The 23,828-nt window shown below is 71.5% G+C and carries 19 protein-coding genes and 4 tRNA genes; 11 read left to right on the top strand and 12 right to left on the bottom strand.

Annotated elements, in window-relative coordinates:
- Position 1 precedes the first annotated feature (1 nt).
- From ABZT47_RS29580 to ABZT47_RS29570, 3 genes are all read right to left on the bottom strand, one after another.
- Positions 2-925, bottom strand: a complete 924-nt coding sequence (locus ABZT47_RS29580; RefSeq protein ID WP_354849105.1) for a sugar ABC transporter permease — start codon at positions 923-925, stop codon at positions 2-4.
- Positions 922-2,277: an extracellular solute-binding protein gene (locus ABZT47_RS29575; RefSeq protein WP_354849102.1), complete on the bottom strand. Its 1,356-nt coding sequence runs from the start codon at positions 2,275-2,277 to the stop codon at positions 922-924. Before ABZT47_RS29575 ends, ABZT47_RS29580 begins: the two co-directional genes overlap by 4 nt.
- Positions 2,278-2,522: 245 nt before the next feature.
- Positions 2,523-3,755 (bottom strand): helix-turn-helix domain-containing protein, encoded by a 1,233-nt coding sequence (locus tag ABZT47_RS29570; RefSeq protein ID WP_354849099.1) that lies wholly within the window; start codon positions 3,753-3,755, stop codon positions 2,523-2,525.
- Positions 3,756-4,371: 616 nt separating this feature from the next.
- On the opposite strand from ABZT47_RS29570, the gene ABZT47_RS29565 reads away from it, so the two are divergent.
- From ABZT47_RS29565 to ABZT47_RS29545, 5 genes are all read left to right on the top strand, one after another.
- Positions 4,372-6,237 carry a BTAD domain-containing putative transcriptional regulator gene (locus ABZT47_RS29565; protein WP_354849096.1) on the top strand — a complete coding sequence of 622 codons (1,866 nt, stop codon included), beginning with the start codon at positions 4,372-4,374 and terminating at the stop codon, positions 6,235-6,237.
- A gap of 256 nt (positions 6,238-6,493) precedes the next feature.
- On the top strand, positions 6,494-7,927 hold the full coding sequence (locus ABZT47_RS29560; RefSeq protein ID WP_354849094.1) for an aminotransferase class III-fold pyridoxal phosphate-dependent enzyme: 1,434 nt from the start codon (positions 6,494-6,496) through the stop codon (positions 7,925-7,927).
- Positions 7,909-8,958, top strand: a complete 1,050-nt coding sequence (locus tag ABZT47_RS29555) for an NAD-dependent epimerase/dehydratase family protein (protein WP_354849091.1) — start codon at positions 7,909-7,911, stop codon at positions 8,956-8,958. Before ABZT47_RS29560 ends, ABZT47_RS29555 begins: the two co-directional genes overlap by 19 nt.
- A gap of 16 nt (positions 8,959-8,974) precedes the next feature.
- Entirely contained in the window at positions 8,975-9,958 is a 984-nt protein-coding gene (locus ABZT47_RS29550) for a UbiA prenyltransferase family protein (RefSeq protein WP_354849088.1), read from the top strand.
- Positions 9,959-9,980: 22 nt separating this feature from the next.
- The gene (locus ABZT47_RS29545; RefSeq protein ID WP_354849085.1) at positions 9,981-10,790 is read left to right on the top strand and encodes an AfsR/SARP family transcriptional regulator; all 810 of its coding nucleotides are present in this window, start codon (positions 9,981-9,983) and stop codon (positions 10,788-10,790) included.
- Here ABZT47_RS29545 and ABZT47_RS29540 read toward each other — a convergent pair.
- From ABZT47_RS29540 to ABZT47_RS29520, 5 genes are all read right to left on the bottom strand, one after another.
- On the bottom strand, positions 10,771-11,874 hold the full coding sequence (locus ABZT47_RS29540) for an endonuclease/exonuclease/phosphatase family protein (RefSeq protein ID WP_354849083.1): 1,104 nt from the start codon (positions 11,872-11,874) through the stop codon (positions 10,771-10,773). The two genes, ABZT47_RS29545 and ABZT47_RS29540, sit on opposite strands and share 20 nt — an antisense overlap.
- 142 nt (positions 11,875-12,016) lie before the next feature.
- On the bottom strand, positions 12,017-13,060 hold the full coding sequence (locus tag ABZT47_RS29535; RefSeq protein WP_354849080.1) for a glycosyltransferase family 2 protein: 1,044 nt from the start codon (positions 13,058-13,060) through the stop codon (positions 12,017-12,019).
- A gap of 2 nt (positions 13,061-13,062) precedes the next feature.
- Complete coding sequence (locus ABZT47_RS29530) at positions 13,063-14,091, bottom strand: glycosyltransferase (protein ID WP_354849078.1); 1,029 nt, start codon at positions 14,089-14,091, stop codon at positions 13,063-13,065.
- Positions 14,092-14,234: 143 nt separating this feature from the next.
- Complete coding sequence (locus tag ABZT47_RS29525; RefSeq protein WP_354849075.1) at positions 14,235-14,927, bottom strand: sulfotransferase family protein; 693 nt, start codon at positions 14,925-14,927, stop codon at positions 14,235-14,237.
- 5 nt (positions 14,928-14,932) lie between these two features.
- Positions 14,933-15,940, bottom strand: coding sequence for a glycosyltransferase family A protein (locus ABZT47_RS29520; protein WP_354849072.1), 1,008 nt, complete (start codon positions 15,938-15,940; stop codon positions 14,933-14,935).
- Positions 15,941-16,178: 238 nt separating this feature from the next.
- Between ABZT47_RS29520 and ABZT47_RS29515 the strand changes: the two genes are divergently transcribed.
- Genes ABZT47_RS29515 through ABZT47_RS29505 form a run of 3 tightly spaced genes read left to right on the top strand, consistent with a single transcriptional unit; the run spans position 16,179 to position 19,603 of the window.
- Complete coding sequence (locus ABZT47_RS29515; protein WP_354849069.1) at positions 16,179-17,402, top strand: endonuclease/exonuclease/phosphatase family protein; 1,224 nt, start codon at positions 16,179-16,181, stop codon at positions 17,400-17,402.
- A 48-nt stretch (positions 17,403-17,450) separates the two neighbouring features.
- Entirely contained in the window at positions 17,451-18,533 is a 1,083-nt protein-coding gene (locus ABZT47_RS29510) for a glycosyltransferase family A protein (protein ID WP_354849066.1), read from the top strand.
- Positions 18,530-19,603, top strand: coding sequence for a lysylphosphatidylglycerol synthase domain-containing protein (locus tag ABZT47_RS29505; RefSeq protein WP_354849063.1), 1,074 nt, complete (start codon positions 18,530-18,532; stop codon positions 19,601-19,603). Before ABZT47_RS29510 ends, ABZT47_RS29505 begins: the two co-directional genes overlap by 4 nt.
- 97 nt (positions 19,604-19,700) lie before the next feature.
- On the opposite strand, the gene ABZT47_RS29500 is transcribed toward ABZT47_RS29505, so the two are convergent.
- From ABZT47_RS29500 to ABZT47_RS29485, 4 genes are all read right to left on the bottom strand, one after another.
- A tRNA-Val gene (locus tag ABZT47_RS29500) sits at positions 19,701-19,775 on the bottom strand.
- 14 nt (positions 19,776-19,789) lie between these two features.
- Positions 19,790-19,862: transfer RNA gene (locus ABZT47_RS29495), tRNA-Gly, on the bottom strand.
- A 74-nt stretch (positions 19,863-19,936) separates the two neighbouring features.
- A tRNA-Cys gene (locus ABZT47_RS29490) sits at positions 19,937-20,007 on the bottom strand.
- Positions 20,008-20,019: 12 nt separating this feature from the next.
- Positions 20,020-20,092: transfer RNA gene (locus ABZT47_RS29485), tRNA-Gly, on the bottom strand.
- A 234-nt stretch (positions 20,093-20,326) separates the two neighbouring features.
- On the opposite strand from ABZT47_RS29485, the gene ABZT47_RS29480 reads away from it, so the two are divergent.
- From ABZT47_RS29480 to ABZT47_RS29470, 3 genes are all read left to right on the top strand, one after another.
- Complete coding sequence (locus tag ABZT47_RS29480; protein WP_354849060.1) at positions 20,327-20,605, top strand: hypothetical protein; 279 nt, start codon at positions 20,327-20,329, stop codon at positions 20,603-20,605.
- 16 nt (positions 20,606-20,621) lie between these two features.
- Positions 20,622-22,442, top strand: a complete 1,821-nt coding sequence (gene glmS / locus ABZT47_RS29475) for a glutamine--fructose-6-phosphate transaminase (isomerizing) (protein WP_354849057.1) — start codon at positions 20,622-20,624, stop codon at positions 22,440-22,442.
- A gap of 213 nt (positions 22,443-22,655) precedes the next feature.
- Positions 22,656-23,612: a pirin family protein gene (locus ABZT47_RS29470; RefSeq protein WP_354849054.1), complete on the top strand. Its 957-nt coding sequence runs from the start codon at positions 22,656-22,658 to the stop codon at positions 23,610-23,612.
- Positions 23,613-23,828: the final 216 nt, after the last annotated feature.

Raw genomic sequence — 23,828 nt, 5'->3', positions numbered from 1 at the left:
GTCAGGCTCCGTCCATCTGGCTGGTGCTGTCGTTTCCCCCGCCGAGCCGGCGCAGCAGCAGCGACAGGGCGAGGCCGACCAGGACGAGGATGACCGCGATCGCGCTGGCAGGGCCCATCAGGTTGGCCTGGAAGCCCCGCTTGTACATGTCCAGGGCGAGCACGCGGGTCGCGTCCCCCGGGCCGCCGGCGGTCAGCACGAAGATCAGGTCGAAGAAGGTCAGGGACCCCACCACCATGAGCGTCGAGGAGGTGATGATCGTGTACTTCAGCTGCGGCAGGATGATGCTGAAGAAGGTGCGGACGCGCCCGGCGCCGTCCAGTTCGGCCGCCTCGAACATAGACCGCGGGATCTGCCGCACCCCGCCCTGGTAGATCAGCGAGTGGAACGGGATGTACTGCCACGACACCACGAAGATCACCACGGCGAAGGCCAGATGGCCCTCTCCCAGCCAGTCCTGGCGGAGCAGTTCGATCCCGAGCCCGGCGCCCAGGCCGAAGTTCGGGTCGAGGAGCGCCTTGTAGGCGACGGCGATGGCCGCCGAGCTGAGCAGGAGGGGGATGAAGTACAGCACGGACAGCACCGCGCGGTAGCGCTGACGGCCGGCCAGGAACACCCCGAGCAGCAGGCTCATCGGCGTCTGGACGGCCCAGGAGACGGCCACCACCAGGAAGGTCACCCACAGCGCGTGCGGGAGCCCGGGGTCGGACAGGACGGCGCGCCAGCTCGTCAGGCCGGACGGCTGGATGACGCCGACCTGGTCCCAGGTGGTGAAGCTGAGCGCGACGACGCCGATCAGCGGGATCACGGCGAAGGCGATGAAGACGAGCAGGGCGGGAAGGGCCAGCCACGCGAGGGAGCGCTCCCCGCCGCGCGTGGCGGCAGGGGAGTTCCCTCGCGGGGCGGGGGCCGCGAGCGTGCTCACTTGCCGATGACCGCGTTCATGTTGGTCGCGAACTGCTGGGGCGAGATGGAGAGCTGGAAGAGCTTGGAGATGTTGTCCAGCAGCACCTCGGCCGCCGTCGGGCTGAGCGCCTGGTCCCACGACTGCGCGAAGACCTTGGCCTTGCTGGCGATGTCGTACTGGAACTTCAGCCACTCGGCGTCCTTGGACGCGGCCAGCAGGCTGTCGGTGCCCTTGACGATCGGCACCGACCCCGACTTGTCGATCCAGTCCTTGACCTCCTGGTCGGTGGACAGCCCGGTGGCGAGGAACTTCTTGGCGATCTCCTTCTCCTCCGGGGTGGCCTTGGAGGAGATGGACAGATACTGGGCGGGGTTGCCGACGGTGTCGCTGATGTCGCCCTTGCCGCCGTCGATCGGCGGGAAGTTCATGTAGCCCAGGCCGCCGCTCGGCACGAAGTCGCCGCCCTGGTCCTTCTGGACGCCGTAGGACCAGGTTCCGTGGAGCATCATCGCGGCCTTGCCGGTGTACAGCAGCGCCTGGTCGGCGTTGGAGTCGGCGGTGATGGAGGAGAAGCCCTTGATGAAGCCGCCGGCCTTGACCAGCTCCTGCACCTTGCCCAGGGCGGCCAGGGAGGCCGGGTTGTTCCAGGCGTCCTTCTCGCCGTCGAACACGGCCTGGAAGACCTCCGAACCGCCGATGCGGTCGTACAGGAACTCCAGCCACATCATGTTGGTCCAGCGCGACTGCCCGGCCAGGGAGAACGGGGCGATGCCCTTGGCGTTGAACTTCGGCACCAGGTCCATGATGTCGCCCCAGCTCTCCGGGGGCTTGGCGCCGACCTGCTCGAACACCTTCTTGTTGTAGAACAGGACGATCGGCTGCACGCGCTCGATGGGGAGCGCGTAGATCTTGCCGTCGATCGTCGCGGCGGGGAAGGCGGAGTCGAACAACCGGTCCTTGACGGCGGCGTTCTGCTGCAACCACGGGGTCAGGTCGTCGACCTGGCCGGCCTGCGCGTAGCTGCGCAGGGTGCCGCCGCCCCAGCCGAAGATCAGCGTGGGCGCCTGGCCGGCGCCGATCGCCGTCTTGACCTTGGTCTTGTAGGCGTCGTTCTGGAAGGGCGTGGCGTTGATCTGGCCGTTGGGGTTGGCCTGGTTGAACCGGTCCACGGCCGCCTTGCGGATGCCCTCCGCGGGCTGCGTGGACAGGTACCAGTAAGTGGCCTTCGCGCCGCTGCCGCTGCCGCCGCTGCCGCTGCCGCCACCGCTCGTGCCCGGCCCGGAGGTGCCGCACGCGGCGAGCGCGGCTCCCAGGGGCAGGCCGAGCGACAGGCTGAGGAAGGTGCGGCGGGATGTCGTCCTGGGCTCCACGCTGATCTCCGTACTCGAACGCCGGCGGGGGGTGGCCGCGGCTCATTGGTCGTCGATTGCGATGCCCGGCGAGCCTGGATCAGCACGCGCTGATGCCGCTCGTCACAGGTGTCGAGGTGGCTCGCCGAAATGTTTCGGTAACGTATGCGACATTTCCGAACAAGCCGTCAATGTAAATTTTGGGACCCTACCTGTCAAGACCCGCTTTCCGTCGTGTCGAAACTTTCGAGAGCGCTGACGGCGTGTCAGGCGCCCTCGGAATCCAGTTCTGGCCAGGCTCCGGAGAGCACCCGGGCGACGGCGGTGTTGAGCACGCGGACGCCGCGGGTGGAGCCGGGGTTGAGGCCGGTCAGCTCGCGCACCCGCTGCAGGCGGTAGTCCAGCGTGCGGGGATGGATGTGCAGCGCGGTCGCCGCGAGCAGGCGGTTCATGTCGCAGCGGTAGTACACCTCCAGCGTGGCCAGCAGGTCGGGGCCGCCGGACAGTCGCCGCGCCACCCCGCGCAGCCACTCCTCCACCTGGGGAAGCTGCGCGGCGCCGAGCTCGACGAACACATCGGCCATGCCGTGGACGCGGGTCGGGACGGCGTGGACGGGCGCCACCTGGCTGACCTGCCGGGCCATGGTCAGCGCTCCGGCCAGCGCGTGCGGCCGGCCCGGGGCCGAGCCGGCCGAGCAGGGCCGGCCGACGGCGGCGGCGAACTCGCGGGCCAGGGACAGCGCGCGTTCGCCCGCCGTCGCCCGTCCGTCCCCGGTCTCCGGCACCAGCGCCACGAACTCCTCCCGCGTGGGCCAGGCCATGGGGACCCGGTGGCCGCCGACCAGGGTCTCGATGATGTCGTCGCGCACCCGCTCGGCCCAGCCGAACGGCCGCCCGGCGACGCGGACCACGGTCACCAGATAGCGCTCGGGGACGTCCATGCCGACGTTGCCGGCCAGGTCGGGGGCGGCGGGGTCGTCGGCGAGCAGCAGCTTGGCGAGCAACTGCACGCGGGTGGCCAGGGGCAGGCGGTGCTCCTGCCCTTCCATGTACCCGCGGGTGTAGGCGTTCTGGGCGATCACTCCCTGCGGCGCGAGCCAGGCCAGGGTGTGCATCAGCGCCGACAGGTCGTTGGGCCCGGCGGCGTCCTGGATCTCGTCGAGGGTCAGGCTGGAGTGCAGGACGAGCACCCTGCGGTGCGAGGCGAGGGACACGCCCCGCTCTCCGCGCTCCCTGCCGACCGCCGCGATGTAGGCGAGGTCCTCCTCTTCGAAGGGCCGGTCGTCCTCGGCCAGGGTGAGCATGCGCCGGCGCAGGACCACCGCGAAGTCCATCAGGGAGGTGCGTCCTTGGGAACCCGTCGACATCATCCGGTACTCGGCCAGCTCGCGGGCGTAGACCTCCACGGCGCGGCGGGCGTTGGCGTCGAGCCGGTTGCGCAGCACCCAGAACAGGTCGCCCATGCGGGCCCCTCCGTCGATCAGGGACGTGGGTCCCAAGGGATGTTACCGGTCAAGTCGTGACATATGCCACCCTGACCGGAATAGGCCGAAATACGTTTTTCCGGCGTCCGGTTGTACGGAATGACGAATCTTCCAGCGGTCCAGGTGGGTGCGGTGTCCCGTCGATACCGGTCATTTCGTGACAAATGATGAAAAGCGCAATCCGCGGTACGAGAATTCCGGCGGCGTACCTAGTGTTGGGCTGCTGCGTGGATGCACCCGAGACCGCCACTCCGCCAGGGTTCACCCCGCCACCGACGGGCCCGGGCCGACCGCGCGACGGAAGGGAAGGCTTTGCGTGAGCGGGCCGCGGGAACGCCGGGACATGCCTTTCCGTCCGGCCGTGAAACTTTCACTTCGCGAGACGGCGCGGGCGGCCTTCCAGGTATCCCGCCTGTTTCCTATTGTTTTCGCCCGGTCCCGATGTCGAACCTTCGCCCGCCGCCTCCGTGGAAGTCCGAACCGTTCGGGAATGCCGGCCGCGTAATCTTCTTCTCGCTTTCCGGTGAGTACCGTCCGAACGCCATCCCCGTCGATCATGGATCGCGTCAAATCAGATATATAAGCATTTGTACGGTTCATGCTGGCGAACACCGCGCCGCAGGGTGATGACATGGATTTCAAGATCCTCGGGCCGATCGAGGTCCGGGCCGCCCACGGGAAGCCGATCGCACTGGGAAGGCGCAAACAGAGGGTCCTGCTCGCCGCGCTGCTGCTCAACGCGGGCAAGGCGATCCCCAGCCAGCGGATGCTCGACTGGCTGTGGGGCGAGCGGGCGCCCGCCAACGCCGAGTCCAACCTCTACACCTACATCTCCGCGCTGCGCAGGGTGCTCGGCACCCCGTCCCGCATCGAGGCCGGCTCCAACGGCTACGTGCTCCGCGTCGCGCCCGGCGAGATCGACGTGACCCTGTTCGAACAGCTCGCCGCGCAGGGGCACCAGGCGCTGTCGGAACGACGCAACGACGTGGCCCTCGAACGGCTGACCCGGGCCCTCGGCCTGTGGCGCGCCGAATCCGTCCTGGAGGGACTACCCCTGCCCGCGCCGCTGCGCGGCGAGGCGGCGCGCCTGGAGTGCCTGAGGGCGACCGTCGTGGAGGCCACGCTGGAGGCCCGGCTGGCGCTGGGCCAGCACGGCGAGATGCTCGCCGACCTGGAGGCGCTGACCCGCAGGGACCCGCTGAACGAACGGCTCCGCGCCCAGCTCATGCTCGCCCTGTACCGCTCAGGGCGAAGGGCCGACGCGCTCGCGGTGTACCAGGGCGCGCGGGGGATGCTCGTGGCCGAGCTGGGCATCGACCCCGGCCCTGACCTGATGCGCATGCACCAGCGGATCCTCGCCGACGACCCCGCCCTCGCGCCGCCGCGGGCGTCCGCCGCCCGCCGGGCCTTCGCCCCGGCCGAGCTGCCCATCGACTCGCCCGCCTTCACCGGGCGGGCCGCCGAGATCGCCCGCCTGCAGACGGCGCTGACCTCCCCGGGGCCGGGCGCGATCGCCATCTCCGCGATCACCGGGGCCGCCGGGGTCGGCAAGTCCGCCCTCGCCGTGCACGTCGCCCACCAGGTCGCCGACCGGTTCCCCGACGGGCGGCTGTATGTGAACCTGCACGGCTCGACGCCCGACGTCGCGCCGCTGGACCCGGCCGACGTCTTGGCCCGCCTGCTGCGCTCCCTCGGCGACCACACGGCCGTGCGCGCCGACACCGACGAGGCGGCCGCCCGGTTCCGCTCGCTGACCGACGGCAGGCGCCTGCTGCTGCTGCTCGACAACGCCCGCGACGCCGCCCAGGTGCGCCCGTTGCTGCCGGCCAGCCCCACCTGCCGCGTGCTGATCACCGCCCGCCGCATGCTCACCTCCCTGGACGCCGTGGCGCACTTCCGCCTCGGCGTCATGGGAGAGGACGAGACCTCCACCCTGCTCGGCCGCCTGATCGGGGAGGACCGCGCCGCCGCCGACCGGCGGGCGGCGCGCGCGATCGTCCGGCTCTGCGGCGGGCTGCCGTTGGCGATCAGGATCGCCGCCGCCCGGCTGGTCGCCCGGCCGGGCCTGGCGCTGCGCGCCCTGGCCGACCGTCTCGCGGTCGAGGACGACCGCCTGTCGGAGCTCCAGTCCGACGACCGGGCCGTACGGGCGTGCTTCATGATGAGCTACCGGGGCCTTTCCGCCGAGAGCTCGCGGATGTTCCGCCTGCTGAGCCTGCTCGGCGGCTCCGACATCAGCGTCGCGGTCGCCGCCGCCCTGTCCGACCGCTCCGAGGCGCGCGCCGCGGACCTGCTGGACCACCTCGCCGACGCCCAGCTCCTCGAGGCCTGCGACCACGACCGCTACCACATGCACGACCTGCTGCGCCTGTTCGCCCGCGAAAGGGCCAGGGAGGAGGAGGCCGAGGAAGACCAGGCGCGGGCCGTGCGGCGGGCGCTGCACGCCGTCTGGACCTCGCCCGTGCCGCCGGTCCCCTGCGCCACCGCGAGCGGCTGAAACGGGCGCTGACCGGCCACGCCGGAAATCATCCGCATTCACCGTGAGTTCTGACAGGTGAATCCGCGTCGGCCCCCTTCCGGGCGATTCTTTCTCCTGCGCGCCCTCCCGCATGACGCCGACCTACACAGATTCGTATGGGGCGAGGTATAGCCGCACTCAACACCATCGATGACATGTCTCCTCTCTTCTCGCCCGGCGAGGAGAAGGCCGGCGCCTTGCGGAATTCGTGCGAACACGTAAGGGAAGGGCAGACGTGTCTGAGCTGATCGGCATCGACGAGTGTGAAGACTTCTCGGTGAAACAGGTCCAGGACCTCTACAGAAAGTACGTCAGCCGCAGTCAGGTCAACCTCATGACCTCCTTCGGCTTCGGCCGTGAACTCGTCGAGCGCGCCGAGGGCGCATGGATCTGGACGCGCGACGGCCGCCGGGTCCTCGACGTCACGGGCGGCGTCGGAGTGCTCAACCACGGCCACAACCACCCCCGGATCCTCGAGGCGCGCCGCCGCTTCGCCGAACGCCGGCGAATGGAGGTGCACAAGGCGTTCTTCTCCCCGTACGTGGCCGCGCTGAGCCACAACGTGGCCGAACTGCTGCCAGGAGATCTGAACATCTCGTATTTCCCCAATTCCGGCGCCGAGGCCAACGAGGGCGCCGTCAAGATGGCGTACAAGTACCACGAGGGCCGGCGCAACACCATCCTGCGCTCCGACATCAGCTTCCACGGCAAGACCCTCGGCGCGGGCAGCCTCACCGGATCGGCCGAGAACTCCTTCCGCTTCCCGGGGCTCCCGGGCATCGTCGTCCACCCCTACGGCGACATCGCGGCCCTGCGCCAGGCCATCGAGGCCGCGCGCACCCCCGACGGCACGTGCGACGTCTACGCGATCATGGTCGAGCCGTACAGCGCCTCCAGCATGCGCGCGTGGTCGGAGGCCGACCTGTACGAGATGCGCCGGCTCTGCGACGTCAACGACATCATGCTGATCTTCGACGAGGTCTACACCGGATGGGGCAAGACGGGCAGCCTGTTCTACTTCATGCGCTACCCCGACCTGCTGCCCGACATCCTGGTGTACTCCAAGTCGCTCGGCGGCGGCAAGGCGTCGATCTCGGGGTACACCGCCCGCGAGCCGGTCTTCCGCAAGGCCTACGACCGGCTCTCCGACGTCATCCTGCACAGCACGACCTACTACGGGTTCGGCGAGGAGACCGTCACCGCGCTCGAGGCGATCAACGTGGTCGTCGAGGACGACTACCCCGCGCGGGCGCGGCAGATCGAGCGCATCCTGCGGCCGGGCCTTGAGAACATCCACAAGCGCCACCCCGACGTGGTCGGCCGGGTCAGCGGTGTGGGCTCACTGTGGGGGGTGTTCCTGGCCGGCGGCCCCAAGGTGCTCGACCTGGCCGCCAAGCTCGCGCCGGGCTTCTCCGGCGACCCGCAGTTCCGCACCAAGCTGATCACGCTGTCGGTCATCGCCGAGCTCTACCGCGAGCACGGGATCGTCTCCTACTACAGCCCGAACGCCGACAACCCCCTCGTCGTCGCGCCGACCCTCGCCGTCGAGCCCGAGGACCTCGAGTACTTCCTGGACTGCCTGGACAAGACCCTGGCCAAGGGCCTGCCGCGGCTGCTCGCCCGGTTCGTCCGGGAGAAGGTGGGGTCGCGATGGTCCTCCGGGTCGTAGTCACCGGCAGCGCCGGAATGCTCGGCGGGAACCTGGCCCGCCGGCTCGTGCTCGACGGCCACGACGTGCTCGGCGTGGACGTGCGCCCGCTGCCCGACCCGCTTCCCGGGATCCGGCACCGGATCGGGGACGTGCGCGATCTGCCGCTGATGGCCGAGGTGATGGCCGGGGCCGACGCGGTGGTGCACTGCGCGGGCGCGCTGCCGAGCTACCCGGCCGAGCAGATCCACGACCTGATCGTCAACGGCACCCACGCCGTGCTGGAGGCCGGGCGCCGGGCCGGGGTGGAGCGGCTGGTCCACATCTCCTCCACCGCCGTGTACGGGCTGCCCAAGCTGGTGCCCACGCCGGAGGACCACCCGCGCGAACCGGTCGACCCCTACACCAGGGCCAAGAGCGAGGCCGAGGAACTGGCCGAGAAGTACCGCTCCGGCGGGATGTGCGTGCCGATCCTGCGTCCCAAGACCTTCCTCGGCCCGGGCCGCATGGGCCTGTTCGCGATGCTCTTCGAGTGGGCGGAGGAGGGACGCAACTTCCCGGTCATCGGCGGCGACAAGCGCATCCAGATGTTCGCCGTGGAGGACCTGGTGGAGGCGGTGACCGGCGTCCTGACCGCGCCTTCCGCCGTCGCCGACGACACCTACAACCTGGCCGCGGCCGAGTTCGGCACGCTGCGGGAGGACTTCCAGGCGGTGCTCGACGCGGCAGGGCACGGCGGACGCGTCGTCTCGCTGCCCGCCCGCCCGACGCTGGCCGGGCTGCGGCTGCTGGAGCGCAGCCGGCTGTCCCCGGTGTACGGGCGGCTGGTGCGCAAACTGCTCGCCGACTCCTACGTCAGCATCGACAAGGCCCGCGAACGGCTCGGCTTCCGGCCACGGCTGTCCAACCGGGACGCGATCCTCCGCACCTATGCATGGTGGCGGGAACACCGCGGGGAACACCGCGCGGCCGGCTCACCGCGCGGCGCGGGACGGACCAGCCGCGACGCGTGGCGGCAGGGCGCACTCTCACTGGCGAAAGTGTTCTTCTGAGCTGACCGGGGTAAACATGCACGTCGTCGAATCGGCAGACGTCCCAGAAAGCCCGCAGCGGCCCGAGCCGGCGCCGGGCCGCACCGCGGAGGCCCGGACGCACCTGATCGCGGATCTCGCCGGCCTGATCCGTCCCTCGCACGCGGCCAAGGCGATCTTGCTGGTGCCGGTGGCGCTCATCGGCGCCGCCTCCTACAGCCTGGCCGAGGTGGCCGGGATCGTCGCGGCCACGGTCGCGTTCATCCTCGCCTCGGCCGCCGTCTACATCGGCAACGACATCGCCGACCGCCACCGCGACCGCCACCACCCCGTCAAGCGCCACCGGCCCATCGCGGCCGGTCGCGTGGGGGTCGGCACCGCCTCGGTGTGCTGCGCGGTCCTGCTGACGCTGCTCGGGGTCATCGTCGCCCGCGCGCCGGGCACCTACTGGCCGCTCTACGTGTACCTGGTGCTCAACATCGCCTACAGCCGCGTCCTGAAGCACATCCCGCTGGTCGACGTCGTCACGGTGGCGGCCGGCTTCGTCCTGCGCGTCGTCCAGGGGTATGAGGTGACCGGAGGACGGGTGCCGGCCTGGCTGCTGATCACGGTGTTCTCCATGTCGCTGGTGCTGCTGATCGGCAAGCGGCGGCAGGAGCTGCTGCGGACCGGCGCCGTGCACCGGCCGGCGCTTCGCGGCTACTCGATGGAGCTGACCAACTGGCTGCTGCAGATCGCCTCGGTGCTGTCACTGGTGTCGGGGCTGATGTACCTGCGCGACGAGGGCCCGTTCGGGCCGCAGCACGGCCAGACGGCGATGATGCTGTCCACGCCCTTCGCGCTGTTCGCCCTGTTCCGGTACCTGCAGATCCAGCTCGTGGACCAAGACGGCGGTGACCCGGTCCGCATCCTGCTGCGGGACCGGGTCATGGTCGCGAACTCGATGTTGTGGGCCGCCACCTTGGGCGTGACGCTCGTGCTCGTCCACCACCCATCTCTGGCGGCCTTGGTCACGTTGTGACAGCGACACGGAAAGGAAGGCGATGGACGTCCGATTACTGGGACCGGTCGAGGTGACCGTCGAAGACCGGCACGTTCCGCTGGGGCCTCCCCAGCGGCGTGCGGTGCTGGCCGCCCTGGCGGTCGACGCCAATCACCCCGTATCACTGGGGACGCTGATCGAGCGTGTCTGGGATCTTCCGCCGGACCGGGCGACGGACTCTCTCTACGCCCACATCGCGCGCCTGCGCCAGGCGCTGACGGCGACCGGGATCGGCATCGAGCGCCGCGGCGGCGGTTACGTCCTGGAGGTCGACCCCGACCGGGTGGACGCCTACCGGTTCCGCCGGCTGGCCAAGCAGGCGCAGACCCGCGCCGGGGACGACCTCACCCGGGCCGCGCTGCTGGCCGAGGCGATGGAGCTGTGGCGCGGCTCGCCGCTGACCGGCGTCCCCGGAGACTGGGCCGCGCGGATGCGCTACAGCATCGAGCAGCAGTTCGTCGGGGCCCTGGTCACCTGGGCACAGGCGCACCTGCGGCTCGGCCGGCCCGACATGGTGGTCACCGAGCTCACCCCGCTGGTTCCGCGCTATCCGCTCGCCGAGCCGCTCGCCAGCATGCTGATGCGCGGCCTGTGCGCTCTCGGCCGCACCGCGGAGGCGGTGGCGCTTTACGCCCGCCTGCGCGGGTACCTGGCCGAGCAGCTCGGCATCGAGCCTGGTCCTGAACTGCGCGCCCTGCACCTGACCATCCTGCGCGGCGACCGCGACCCGCTGACGCGGGCGGCCGGCGCGGCCGGCGGAGCCGGGGCCCGCGAGCTGCTGTTCGCGCAGGTCACCGGCTCGGTGAGATGACCAGGCGCTGCCCGCTGTGGTCGGACTGCCCGTTCGAGCGCACCAGCCGGTACTCGTGGACGGTCAGCCCGGGCGTGGTGAAGGCCCAGTCGATGCGCCACCAGGGCAGCCGCTCGTCCCAGGTGACGGGGTAGAGGGACCCGAGGGCCGGGGCGGCGTCGGTCATCCGGTCCGGCAGCAGGCGCAGGATGCCCATCGCCGGCGAGGCGTTGAAGTCGCCGGCCAGGAAGGCCGGGTGCGGGTTCGCGCCGATGTCGGCCGCGAGCGCGCGGAGGTTGGCCACCCGCGCCCGGTGCTGGGTCCGGTCCAGGCGGCGCGGGTCCAGGCCGCGCGTGGACGGGTCGAGGGGCGAGTTGATGTGGGCGTTGTAGAACGAGACGGTCTCGCCGCCGGCGCGCACGTCGGTGCGCAGGGTCTTGACGGTGTAGAAGCCGGGCCAGTGCGAACCGGCCGGCACGACGGCGTCCCGGTCGCCGGCCGCCCACGGGCGCAGGTCGATGCCGCGCGAGAGGACGATGGGGAAGCGCGACAGCGTCACCAGCTCCCCGGCCTCGGCGACGTGGTAGCCGGGGAACTCCCGGCGCAGCCGGTCCAGGCCGTCGACCCTGATCGGCCTCGAGTCAGGGCCGAAGTAGACGTACTCCTGAAGCAGCAGCACGTCGGCGTGCTGGGCGCGCAGGTACCGGTAGAAGCCGGCGGCGTCCTGGGGCGGCGTGCCGGTGGGCGGGGGCATCTCCCGCCCGGTGTCCGCCCGCTGGTCCCAGTACCAGGTGTTCCAGGAGAACACCGTGATCGCGCCCGGCGGGGCCGGGACGGCGCGGTGCCACAACGACGCGAGGTTGATGCCGCTCACTCCCGCGCCGAGCGCCAGGGAGACCAGCGCCGCCACGGCGGCGACCGGCCGCCCTGCCCGCTGTGGCCGCCGTATCAGGCGCGCCGCCACGACGGCCACCAGCAGCAGGGCCGGGACGAGCGCGAACGTCAGCGGCGGCACCAGCTCGGGAACCTGCCACCACCACACCCGGCCGGACAGCGCGCGATGCAGCGCCACGACGACCAGCCAGGCCACCGCCGCCGCCGTCACCGGACCGACCCTCCGGCGCGCCCTCGGGACGCGCCGGGAGCCGCCGGGCCGCGCCGCGACCCGCGTTCCCTCGGTCATCGGCGCCGGCCGGGCACCGGACGCGGGTCCGCGGCGGGCCCCCGCCGCGGACCCCGGGGGGCCGTCACGTCGCCGCCTCCCCGGCGGCCGCGGGCCGCACGAGCAGGTCGGTGTCGTAGAGCCTGCGGAACCTCGCCGAGCACAGCCACCGCACCACCCCGGCCGCCACCCCGGCCGCGATGGTCACGTTCACCAGGAAGTGCACCGCGCCGAAGTACAGCAGGAACGACGGGCCGCGCCTGCGCAGCACGAAGCGGTACATGCCGAGATCGGCCAGCAGCGACACCGCCAGGGCGAGCGCCGGGAGCGCGGCGCCGGCCGGGCCGAGCAGGACGGCCACCGGCACCGCGGCGAGCGCCGCGAGCGCCGCCAGGCTGCCGCCGGCCCGGCTTCCGGTCTCGAACCCGCGGACGAAGCGCCGCCGCTGCGCGTAGAGCGGCACCCGCGCCCGCCCCCGCCGGTACAGCTTGCGCAGCAGCTTGAACAGCTTGTCGTCGTGGTCGTGCCGCGAGCGCACGGCGGTGGTGAGCACCATCTCGTACCGCTGGGTGAGGCGGTGGCCGTAGTCGACCTCTTCGGTCTCGCGCAGCTCGGTGTTGAACGGCCCGATCTCGTCGTACACGCGGCGGGGCATGGCGACCAGCGCCGGGAACAGGAACGAGATCGGCCCCTCGGAGCTGACCGTCCAGTAGTAGTACTGCAGGGCGCGGTACTCCTCGACGAGACTGTCGCGGATCAGCGGCTCGGGGTCGTGGATGCTGCACACGGCGCCGAGCCCCGGATCGCCGTCGAGCATCCGCACCGCCACCTCGACCGAGTCGGGGTAGGCGGCGACGTCGGAGTCCACGAACACGAGTATCTCACCGGTGGCGTGGGCGACGCCGAGGTTGCGCGCGCCGGCCACGCCCATGTTGCGCTCGGTGCGCACGACCCGCACGCCGAGCCGCCGCGCCACCTCGACCGAGTCGTCGGTGCTGCCGTCGTCCACCACGATCAGCTCGATCGGCCGGTAGGTCTGCTCCTGCAACGCGCGCAGGCACAGCTCCAGCGAGGCGGCGTAGTTGTAGTTGGGCACGATCGCCGACACCAGCGGGGAGTGGCCGGTCATCGTCACACCTCCACCGACGCCGAGCGGGCGGGAATGTCGTAGGTGCGGCGGAACCGGCTCGACAGCACGCATTGGGCGGCGCCGGCGAACACCGCCACCGCGACGGTGACGTTCACCAGGAAGTGCACCGCGGCGAAGTACAGGGTGAACGGCAGGCCCGCGTAGCGCAGGACGAACCGGTACATGCCGAGGTCGGAGGCGATCGACCCGAGCAGCAGCGCGATCGGCGCGACCAGCCACAAGGGGCCGAGCAGCGCCGGCAGGGGAGCGGTGAGCACGGCGAACAGCGCGGCCAGCGACCCCCACCCGCGGCTGCTGTTGGCCGGGCCGCCGTTGAAGTCGGGGCGGCGCAGGTACAGCGGGATGTGCAGGCGGGCGCGGTGGAAGAACTTCGACAGCACCACGCTCAGCCGGTCGTCGTGGTCGTGCCTGCCGATGATCCTGTTGTCCAGCACGATGCGGTACCGCTGCGTGACGCGGTGGCCGTACTCGGCGTTCTCGCTGTGCCGCAGCGCGGGGTTGAGCGGTCCGATCTCGCGGAAGACCTCCGCCCGCATCGCGAACAGCGCGGAGTAGATGGTGGTGATGTCCCCCTCGTCACCGGAGATCCAGTAGTGGAGCTGGAGGCTGCGGTACCGCTCCACCATGCTGTCGGCGATCAGCGGCTCGGGGTCGTAGGTACCGCACACCACCCCGATCGAGGGGTCCGCGGTGAGCAGGTCCACCGCGTGCTCGACCACGTCCTCGGCGAGCGCGAGGTCGGAGTCCAGGAAGAACAGCACCTCCCCGCGCGCGTACCCCACGCCGAGGTTGCGCGCCGCGGGGGCGCCGATGTTGGTGTCGGTCACCACGACGCGCACGCCGTGCCGGTGGGCGATCTCCACCGATTCGTCGGTGCTGCGGTCGTCGACGACGATGACCTCGATGTGGGGATAGGTCTGGCGCTCGAGCGCCTCAAGGCACAGACCGAGCGTGCGGGCGTAGTTGTAGTTCGGCACGATGACCGAGACGAGCGGCCTTCGTTCGTCCATGATCGATGACCCCTTTCGGGCCGTCCGCAGTGTGATGACGGTTACTTGCCGCTTCCTCGCGGAAGAGGGGCATGCGGCGCCGCGGGACGCGCGGCGGAGACGAGGGCTGGGCGACTCCGACGGCCGGTGCCCGGCGGCACCGCTCACCCGCTCCGGCGCAGCAGCAGCGGCGCGGCGCGGCCCCGGCCGGTCCTGGTGAACTCCGAGCCGCCGTTGACCCGGGGGAAGGGCTCGTCCGGCACGGGGACCTCCAGGAAGGCGCAGAGCGGCTCCCAGCCTTCACGCGCGTCGAAGATCAGGAGCCGCTCGGCCGGGATGGTGGCGACGACCTCGGCCGTGTGCGCCCTGAACAGTTCGATGGCGCGTTCCGGCGCGCGGTCGGCGGGGGTCCGGAAGGTGCGGGCGTCGAGGGTGGTGTCCACCATCTTCACGAACGCGGCGAGATCGGTGCCCAGCAGCGACGACAGCGCGACCGCCGCCCGGCCCGGCAGCGAGTTCATCCGCTGCCGCTGCATGAACAGCGTGCCGCGCATGCTGTCCAGCCACCGCTCCGGATCGCGGACGGTAAGGACGATCTTCGCCTTGGGGTAGTACTCGGCCAGTGCCCGCCAGTGCGCGGAGGTCGGCCCGTCCACGCACGACTCGTAGCCGATGAGCACGTCGTCCCAGTTCACGTCCCGTCCGTGCCTGAGTCCGGCCTCCAGCAGCGGCCTGATCCGGCCGGGGTGGCGGAACACGTCCACCATGTGATGACACGGCCCGAGGCCGAGCCGCTCCAGCGCCGTCTTCAGCGACAGCGTCCCTGTCCTGCCGAACCCGGTGCCGATGACGCGCATGGCGCCTAGTCCTGCGCGGCGAGCAGTTGGGCGGGCTTGGTGAGGCGCGAGAGCGCCAGGCGTTGCAGGACGCCCACCGCCCCGCCGAGGGCGCCGGTGAAGGTGACGGCGAGATGGACGCCGGAGAAGTAGACGCCGAACGGGACGCCCCTCTGGGCGAAGGCGAACCGGTAGGTCGTGCCGTCCAGCGCGGCGGCGGCGGCGACGAGCGCGGGCGGGACCAGCGCGCCGGCGCGGCCGGCCACCAGGGGCAGCGCCAGGGCCGGGACCGCGGCGAGCAGCAGGACGCCGCCGACCGCGCGGGGCACCGAGTCGCCGGGCGTCTCGCCCTGGCGCCAGTCCATCGCGCTGAGGCGGGCGCGGCGGAACACCTTGCGCAGGATCGTCCGCACGGTGGCGTCGTGGTCCTTGCGCCCGCGCACCGTGTCGGTGAGCCGCACCTCGTGGTCGCGGTTCACCCGCACGCGGTAGTCGGAGGAGACGGTCTCGCGCAGCTCGGGGTCGAACGGGCCGACCTCGGCGAACACCTTGGCCGGCACGGCGAGCACCGCCGCGTGCAGCTCCAGGGTCGGGCGGTGGGCCGGCATCCACCAGCGGTACATCTGCAGCGCGCGATACTGGGAGGCGAGGCTCTGGGACATCAGCGACTCGGGGAGCAGGATCCCGCCGAGCGCGCCGACCGAGGGCTGGGCGTCGAGGATCTCCACCGCGTTCTGCACGGCGTCGGGGTCCAGGGCGATGTCGGCGTCGAGGAAGAACAGGATCTCGCCGGTGGCGTGCTCGGCGCCGAGGTTGCGCGCGCGGGTCGGCCCGCCGTTGACCTCCGTGCGCAGCACCTTCGCGCCCTTGGAGGCGGCGACCTCGGCCGCGTCCTCGGTGCCGCAGTCGTCCACCACGATGACCTCGATGTGCGGGTAGGTCTGTGCCTTCAGCGCATCCAGGCAGAGTCGCAACACGTCGGACCGGTTGTAGCTGGGGATGATGACGGAGACTACGGGGTGCTCCCGACTCATGGTGTGCTCCAGTGGCTAGAAGCCGTGGTCGCGACACGGGGGTGTCCGACCTCGTGTCCGTTTCACGCTAAGCACGGGGGCTTGTCCCATTCTTGTCGTGTCCGTCCTCCGGGCCGGGCCTCCGGCGGCGCGGCTGACAAGGGTGCGCGGCTGACAAGGATGCGACAAGACCGCGTCAATACGTTCGACGCCGACCCACGCACCGAGAATGGTGTCGATCTCTCCGAGGATGGTGTCGATGCGCGACCGGGACGCCGTGATCGAGGAGCAGCCCCTCAGCCCGCCGTCCGAGCCCGGTGCGGGCTGGGCGGCGCGCGTGGGGCGTGCTATCCGCCCGCGACGGCGATGGTGCCTGGGCACCAAGCTCGTCGTGACCGCCTCCGTGGCGTGGCTGGTGTTCGTGGTGTGCCACCTGCTGGCCAGCGGGCGCACCTCACTGTGGGCGCCGATCGACCTGATCCCGCCGCTGCTGTTCCTCGCGGTCCCGGTGGCGCTGATGCTCGTGGCGCCGCTGGCCCGACCGGTCCGCTGGCGCATCATGTCGCTGCTGGCGGTCACCGTGCTGCTCGGCGCCGGGCGGAGCGGGGTGAACTACGAAACCCTGTGGTACACGCCGCCGCCCGCCCCGACGGGGGCCATCACCGTGGCCGCCTGGAACACCGAGTTCTGGGACCAGGACTGGCGCACCGCCGAGGGCGACCGGTATTCCCCCGAGTTCTACGCCTACCTGCACAGCCTGAAGGCCGATGTCTACCTGCTGATGGAGTACCTCTACGTCGACACCGCGGCGGGCGACATGACCTCGCAGCGCTGGACGGCCGACCTCGCCAAGCGCATCGACAAGACGGCCGAGCTGCGCCGGGAGTTCCCCGGGTACCACATCGCGGTGTCCGGCGAGCAGATCACGCTGTCGCGGTTCCCCATCGTCGCCCACCGCGGCCTGGACGTGCGCCCGTGGCTTCCGGCCGACCAGAAGCCGATCCCCGAGGCGCTGCGCGCCTGGACCGAGGGCTACACGGTCGAGACGCTGCGCACCGACATCGAGGTCGGCGGGAAGGTGGTCTCCTTCTACGACGGCCAGATCTCCCAGCCGCCGACCGAATGGCGGCTGTGGAGCGCCGAGTCGCGCGACCTCGATCACAGTCACACCCTGCGGCGCGAGGCGAGCTTCCGGGCGATCAGCGCGGACATCGCGGCCAACCGCAACCCCGTGGTGCTCGCCGGCGACCTCAACACCTCCCCGGCGATGGGCATCCGCCGCTTGCTCCCCGAGCGGCTGGTCGACCGGACGCCGGCGCTCTCGTCCCTCTATCCGGCGACCTACCTGGCCGGTACCGCCGAGCTGTGGCGGATCGACTGGCTGTACACCACCCCCGACGTGGCCGTGCACCGCTACGAGCTGCCCGGCCCGGCGGGGCTGTCCGACCATCGGGCCCAGCGCGTGGTCATGTCGGTGTCCTGACCGGCGCGCGGGGCACGGCCGGTGACCTTACCGACGAAGGGAACGAATATGCCTGACGAGTTGGCCTGGCGTGGTGATGTCGCGGTCATCGTGCCCAACTACAACAAGAACAAGACCCTCCGCGCCTGCCTGGAATCGGTGTACGCGCAGACCTACCCGGCGGCCGAGGTGATCGTCGTCGACGACGTCAGCACCGACGGCTCGCTGGACATCGCGGGGGAGTTCCCGTGCACGATCGTCGAGCCGCCGCGCAACCAGGGCCCGGCCGGCGCGCGCAACCTCGGCGTGGCGAGCAGTTCCGCCCCGCTGCTGTTCTTCGTGGACTCCGACACCGCGCTCGCGCCGGACGCCGTCCACAACGCGGTCAGGGCCTACCGGCGGACGCCCGACGCGGGGATGGTGCAGGGCATCTACGACAAGGAGCCGCTGTACGACGACGGCCCCGTGGAGCGGTACCGGGTCATCTGCGAGCACTACGAGCGCAGCCAGACCACCGCGACGTTCCTGTCCTGCACGCTGATCCCGCGCCACGTCTTCGAGGAGGCGGGGCGCCTGGACGAGCGGCTGCGCGACGGCGAGGACTTCGAGTTCGGCACGCGGGTGCCGTCCCGCTACCGGCTGGTGGTGGACACCTCGGTGGTCACCCGGGCCGACGACGAGGACCGGTTCTGGGGGTGCCTGGTGGAGCGGTTCGTCCGCTCGACCACGCTTCCGCTGATCATGGTGCGGGCGCGGCGGCTGCGCGGGGAGGGCCGGGTCGGCTTCCAGCTCAACATGATCGGGACCGGCCAGCACAGGCGCCGCAAACCGCCGCGGGTCTCCTCCGCCTCGGCGACGGCGACCTTCCTCACGCTGCCGCTCGCCCTGCTCAGCCCCTGGCTGCTGCTCGTGCCGGCGGCGACGCTGGCGGTGTTCCTGCGCATGAACGGCAGGTTCATCGGGTTCACCTACCGGTACCGGGGCGCCCGCTTCGCCCTGTGGGTGAGCTGGATGCAGCTGTGCTTCCACACCGCGTTCTTCCTCGGCGCCTGCGTGGGGCTGCTACGCGTCGCTTACGAACTGGCCCGCCGGCAGGGCGAGCCGGTCAGGACCGGCCTGTCCCCGGCCTCGACGGCCGGTGCGCGCGAGTGAGCGCGAGCAGCGTCCCCCCACCGGCACGGCGGTTCCCTCCCCGGATACCGGGGCCGCTGCGGCGGCTGCGGCTCCCGCGCCTGCCCCGCCCGCTGAAGCGGGCGTTGATCGCGGCCTTCGCGCTGGCCGTCGCGGGCGCCATCGCGCTGACGCTGTCCCGCCTCGACTGGGGGGTGGTCGGCGTCCTGTTCACCCGGCGCGACCCGGCGCAGATCACCCTGCTGCTGGCCGGCGCGCTGGTGGCCAGCATGGCCGGGTTGTCGTTCGGGTTCCTGGCCTGGCGGGTGGTGCTGCTGGAGATCGGCCCGCCGGTCAGCGAGCCGCGCGTGGTGCGCATCTTCTTCGTGGGCTTCCTGTCGAAGTACGTGCCGGGAAGGGTGCCCGGCATCATCGCCATCACCAAGGTCGCCACCGCCAACGGCGTCACCTTCGCCCGGCTGATCAGCACGGCGGCGGTGGTCATGAGCCTGGTGCTGCTGAGCGGGTTCACGGTCGGGCTGCTGGCGGGCGTGCAGATGCTCGGCGCGCAGGCGGCATGGCTGGCGGGCGCCGCCGTGCTCATCGTGGTCGTCCTGGTGCGGCCGCAACTGATCAACCATGGGTCCGCGCTGCTGCTGCGGCTGCTGCGCCGGCCCACGGCGGCCAAGGCCGCCTCGGTCCGCGGGGTGCGGCTGGCGGTCGGCTGGCAGAGCCTGTCGTGGGTGGTCACCGGGCTGCACCTGTGGCCGCTGGCCATCGCCATGGGCGCGCCCGCGGCCCGGTCGCTCGCGCTGTGCGTCGGGGCGTTCACCCTGGCCACGACGATCGGCATCGCGGCCGTGTTCATCCCCGACGGCATCGGCGTCCGCGAGGCGGTGCTGACGGCGGCGCTGAGCGTCGTCCTGCCCGCCCCGGCCGCCGCCGTGGTGGCGGTGGCCAGCCGCCTGGTCTCCACGGTCAGCGAGGTGCTGCTCGGAGCCGCCGCCCTGGCCGTCGCCGAGTACCTCATCCGCCGGGGGAGGGCCGCCCCCGGGCACCCCGCCCAGCCGCCGGCCCCGCAGGCCACGGCCTCGATCGACGGCGCGACCTGATCGCCCGCCTCGCGAACCCGGACGGCTCGCCACCGAGCGGGAGCGGGCGAGGACGTGAACGTGCAAATCCCCAGGCCATGCGGCCTGGGGATGGAGGTGGTGGGCGATACTGGGATTGAACCAGTGGCCTCTACCGTGTCAAGGTAGCGCTCTCCCACTGAGCTAATCGCCCTCGATGAGGATCAGAGCGGACGACGGGATTCGAACCCGCGACCCTCACCTTGGCAAGGTGATGCTCTACCAGCTGAGCCACGTCCGCATGATCACCCGGGCGGTGACGCCCGTGCGATGCCTTTCAACTTTACCGGATCCCGGCGGTGCGAGATCCCGTCGAGGTGGAGACGGGATTTGAACCCGTGTACGCGGCTTTGCAGGCCGCTGCCTCGCCTCTCGGCCACTCCACCAGGATCTTTCCGAGCGGACGACGGGATTCGAACCCGCGACCCTCACCTTGGCAAGGTGATGCTCTACCAGCTGAGCCACGTCCGCATGACCTCGGAGGGAACCGCTCTCCGGGTACGCAGATGACTCTAGCGCGTCCCCGGGCCGCGCGTGCACAGTCCACGCGGAACAGGGGTGCGTACCGGAGGGTGGAATCGCACCCGTACCAGGGGCGCGGCGCGGCGAGATGGGGCTGGATCGAGACGCTCGGGTGCGTATCGTTGCCCGGAATCGGGCAGGATTCTTGGCGTGCCGCCGTTTTCCTGCGTAAAGTCTCGCCCTGTGTCAACGGCACGGCAGCATTCCCACGAAGATCTGATCGCGCATCTGACCCGCACCACCCTGCTTCGCCCGGGAGAGGCGGCACGGGTGGTCGCCGAGGTCGTGGCGTACTTCTCGGAGTCCCTGGAGGAGTACGTCCGCCGCCGCCACGGCGAGATGAAGGCGCGCGGCATGACCAACGAGCAGATCTTCCCCACCATCGCCGCCGAGCTCTCCGCCCGCCCCGTCGCGGCTCCCGGGCTGTCGTTGCGCCAACTGCGCCGCATCGTTTACGGCTAACGCCAAGGAGATCTATATGTGTGGAATCGTGGCTTACGTCGGGCCGAAGGACGCGGCGCCGATCCTGCTGGAGGGCCTGCAGCGGCTGGAGTACCGCGGCTACGACTCGGCCGGTCTCGTCGTCGGCAACAAGGGCCTGAAGATGCGCAAGGTCAAGGGCAGGGTGGCCGACCTGGCGGCGGCCGTGCCCGCGCGGTTCAAGGGCGGCCTCGGCATCGGCCACACCCGCTGGGCGACCCACGGCATGCCCAACGACGTCAACGCCCACCCCCACCTCGACACGGCGCAGCGCATCGCGGTCGTCCACAACGGCATCATCGAGAACGCCGGCGAGCTGCGGGCCAAGCTCGTCGCCGACGGCGCGGTCTTCCTCTCCGAGACCGACACCGAGGTGCTCGCCCACCTCATCGCCCGCACCGTCGAGGACACCGACTCCCTGGAGGAGGCGGTCCGCAAGGCGCTCAAGAGCATCGTCGGCACCTACGGCATCGCCGTGCTGGACGCCCAGCGCGCCGGCGAGATCGTCGTCGCCCGCAACGGCAGCCCGATCGTCATCGGCATCGGCGAGAAGGAGATGTTCGCCGCCTCCGACGTGGCCGCCCTCATCCGCTACACCCGGCAGGTGGTGCACCTGGAGGACGGCGAGCTGGCCGTGCTCAAGGCCGACGGGTTCCGCACCTTCACCATGGACGCCCGCGCCACCTCCAAGGAGCCGCTGACCGTCGACTGGGACGCCGGCCACTACGACACCGGCGGCTACGAGCACTACCTGCTCAAGGAGATCTCCGACCAGCCCGAGTCGGTCGCCCGCACGCTGAGCGGCCGCCTGGACGGCCGGTTCAACATCGCCCACCTGGGCGGACTGAACCTCGACGCCCGCGAGACCCGCGCCTTCCGCCGCGTGAAGATCATCGGCTGCGGTTCGGCCTACTACGCCGGCCAGATCGGCGCCCAGCTCATCGAGGAGCTCGCCCGCATCCCCGCCGACGCCGAGCCCGCCTCGGAGTTCCGCTACCGCAGCCCGGTGGTCGAGCACGACACCCTGTACGTCGCGGTCAGCCAGTCGGGGGAGACCTACGACACCCTGGCCGCCGTGCAGGAGCTCAAGCGCAAGGGCGGCCGGGTGCTCGGCGTCGTCAACGCCGTCGGCAGCGCGATCGCCCGCGAGGTGGACGGCGGCGTCTACCTGCACGCGGGGCCGGAGGTCTCGGTGGCCTCCACCAAGGCCTTCACCTCCACCGCCGTGGCGTTCGCGCTCATCGCCCTGCACTTCGGCCGGGTGCACGACCTGTCGCCCGCCGACGGGCGGCGCATCGTCGAGGGCCTGCAGAGGCTGCCCGACCAGATCGCCGAGATCGTCAAGCAGAACGACGCCATCGAGGCCCTGGCCCGCAAGTACGCCCCGCACCCGAGCATGATGTTCGTCGGCCGCGTGCGCGGCTACCCGGTGGCCCGCGAGGGCGCCCAGAAGCTCAAGGAGGTCTCCTACGTGCACGCCGAGGCCTACCCGGCGAGCGAGCTCAAGCACGGCCCGCTGGCCCTCATCGGCCCCGACATGCCGACCGTGGCCATCGTGCCCGACGACGAACTGCTCGACAAGAACCTCACCACCCTCGGCGAGATCCGTGCCCGCGGCGGCAAGGTGCTCATGGTCGGCCACCGCGTCCCCGACGCCAAGCTGGCCGAGGACGTCATCGTGGTCCCGAAGAACGAGGTCGAGCTGGACCCGATCCTGCTCGGCATCCCCCTGCAGCTGTTCGCCTACCACGCCGCCGTCGCCCTCGAACGCGACGTCGACAAGCCGCGCAACCTCGCCAAGAGCGTCACCGTCGAGTAGCCGCGCCGCCCGCCGGCCCGTGGCGTCCCCGTCCCGCGCGGACGCCCCAGGACGCCCGGGACGCTTCGGCGTCTGGGAAACGCGGGACGCCCGGGACGCCTCGATGCCTGGGAGACGCGGGACGCCGGGACGCCAGGGCCGGGCGGGCAGGGGACCGCGGCGCAGGTGGCGGGACATTCCCGGGCATCGGTCGGCGGATCGTATTGTGCACGGGTGAGCAATCTGGAACGGGAACCGCACGAGACCGCCTGCGGCGGCGAGGGCGAGGCCGCAGAAGGACCGGTCCGCGAGCTGCTGGCCGGCCGCGACGTCGTCCTCGGCGGCACGCGCGGCATCAAGGTGACCCGGACGCTGCCCGGCCGCGAACGCCGCATGGTCGGCGCCTGGTGCTTCCTCGACCACTACGGCCCCGAGCGGGCCACCATGAGCGTCGGCCCGCACCCGCACACGGGCCTGCAGACGGTGACGTGGCTGCTGGAGGGCGAGGTGCTGCACCGCGACAGCGTCGGCAGCGAGCAGCTCATCGGTCCGGGCCGGTTGAACATCATGACGGCCGGCCGCGCCATCGCCCACTCCGAGGAGTCGGTGCGGCCGGACTCGGTGATCCACGGCGTGCAGCTGTGGGTGGCGCTTCCCAGCGCGTCCCGCCACGCCGAACCGTCCTTTGAGCACCACGCGGACCTGCCGCGCCTGGTCGCGCCCGGCGTCCAGGTGACCGTCTTCGCCGGTGAGCTCGCCGGGCTGGTGTCGCCGGCCCGCGTCCACAGCCCGCTGACCGGCGCCGAGGTCGCCTTCGACGACCGGTCGGCCATCACGCTGCCCCTGCGCCCCGATTTCGAGTACGCGGTGCTGGCCCTGTCCGGCGAGGTCGAGGCCGACGGGACGCGCCTGACCCCCGGCCCGATGCTCTACCTGGGCAGCGGACGCTCCGAGATCGCCCTGGCCTCTGCGGGGCAGGGCCGGGCGCTGCTGCTCGGCGGCGAGCCGTTCGAGGAGGAGATCCTCATGTGGTGGAACTTCGTCGGCCGTGACCAGCAGGAGATCGAGCGCTTTCGCAAGGAGTGGGAGCAGGGCGCCGCGTTCGGTGACGTCGGCGGCACCGCCCTCGCCCGCATCCCCGCCCCGCCGCTGCCCACCATCCGCCTGAAGCCCCGCGGCCGCCGCCGGTAGCCTCACCGGCCGGGCCCCTCCCGCCCGCGGCGCGGCGGGAGCGCGGCGATCGCGCCCGGGCCGGAGATCACCGCGAGCGCGAGTCCCCCCTGAGCGCGGGGCCACCCCGGAGCGCGAGGTCACGCCGGAGCGCGAGGTCACCCCGGAGCGCGAGGCCACCGCGAGCGCGAGGTCACGCCGAGGTCGCCGTCGCGGGGCGAGGGCGCCCCGCGACGA

The sequence above is a fragment of the Sphaerisporangium sp. NPDC005289 genome (assembly GCF_040607455.1).
GTDB classification, from domain to species: Bacteria; Actinomycetota; Actinomycetes; order Streptosporangiales; family Streptosporangiaceae; genus Sphaerisporangium; species Sphaerisporangium rhizosphaerae.
The sequence above is the reverse complement of the archived record's forward strand: the minus strand, read 5'-3'. Positions and strand labels throughout refer to the sequence as shown.

Excerpts from the sequence above, each read along its gene's own strand:
- ABZT47_RS29520 (WP_354849072.1), bottom strand. The coding sequence starts at position 15,940 with ATGAGTCGGGAGCACCCCGTAGTCTCCGTCATCATCCCCAGCTACAAC.
- ABZT47_RS29515 (WP_354849069.1), top strand. The coding sequence starts at position 16,179 with ATGCGCGACCGGGACGCCGTGATCGAGGAGCAGCCCCTCAGCCCGCCG.
- ABZT47_RS29550 (WP_354849088.1), top strand. The coding sequence starts at position 8,975 with ATGCACGTCGTCGAATCGGCAGACGTCCCAGAAAGCCCGCAGCGGCCC.
- ABZT47_RS29525 (WP_354849075.1), bottom strand. The coding sequence starts at position 14,927 with ATGCGCGTCATCGGCACCGGGTTCGGCAGGACAGGGACGCTGTCGCTG.
- ABZT47_RS29510 (WP_354849066.1), top strand. The coding sequence starts at position 17,451 with ATGCCTGACGAGTTGGCCTGGCGTGGTGATGTCGCGGTCATCGTGCCC.
- ABZT47_RS29530 (WP_354849078.1), bottom strand. The coding sequence starts at position 14,091 with ATGGACGAACGAAGGCCGCTCGTCTCGGTCATCGTGCCGAACTACAAC.
- ABZT47_RS29565 (WP_354849096.1), top strand. The coding sequence starts at position 4,372 with ATGGATTTCAAGATCCTCGGGCCGATCGAGGTCCGGGCCGCCCACGGG.
- ABZT47_RS29535 (WP_354849080.1), bottom strand. The coding sequence starts at position 13,060 with ATGACCGGCCACTCCCCGCTGGTGTCGGCGATCGTGCCCAACTACAAC.
- glmS (WP_354849057.1), top strand. The coding sequence starts at position 20,622 with ATGTGTGGAATCGTGGCTTACGTCGGGCCGAAGGACGCGGCGCCGATC.
- ABZT47_RS29555 (WP_354849091.1), top strand. The coding sequence starts at position 7,909 with ATGGTCCTCCGGGTCGTAGTCACCGGCAGCGCCGGAATGCTCGGCGGG.
- ABZT47_RS29545 (WP_354849085.1), top strand. The coding sequence starts at position 9,981 with ATGGACGTCCGATTACTGGGACCGGTCGAGGTGACCGTCGAAGACCGG.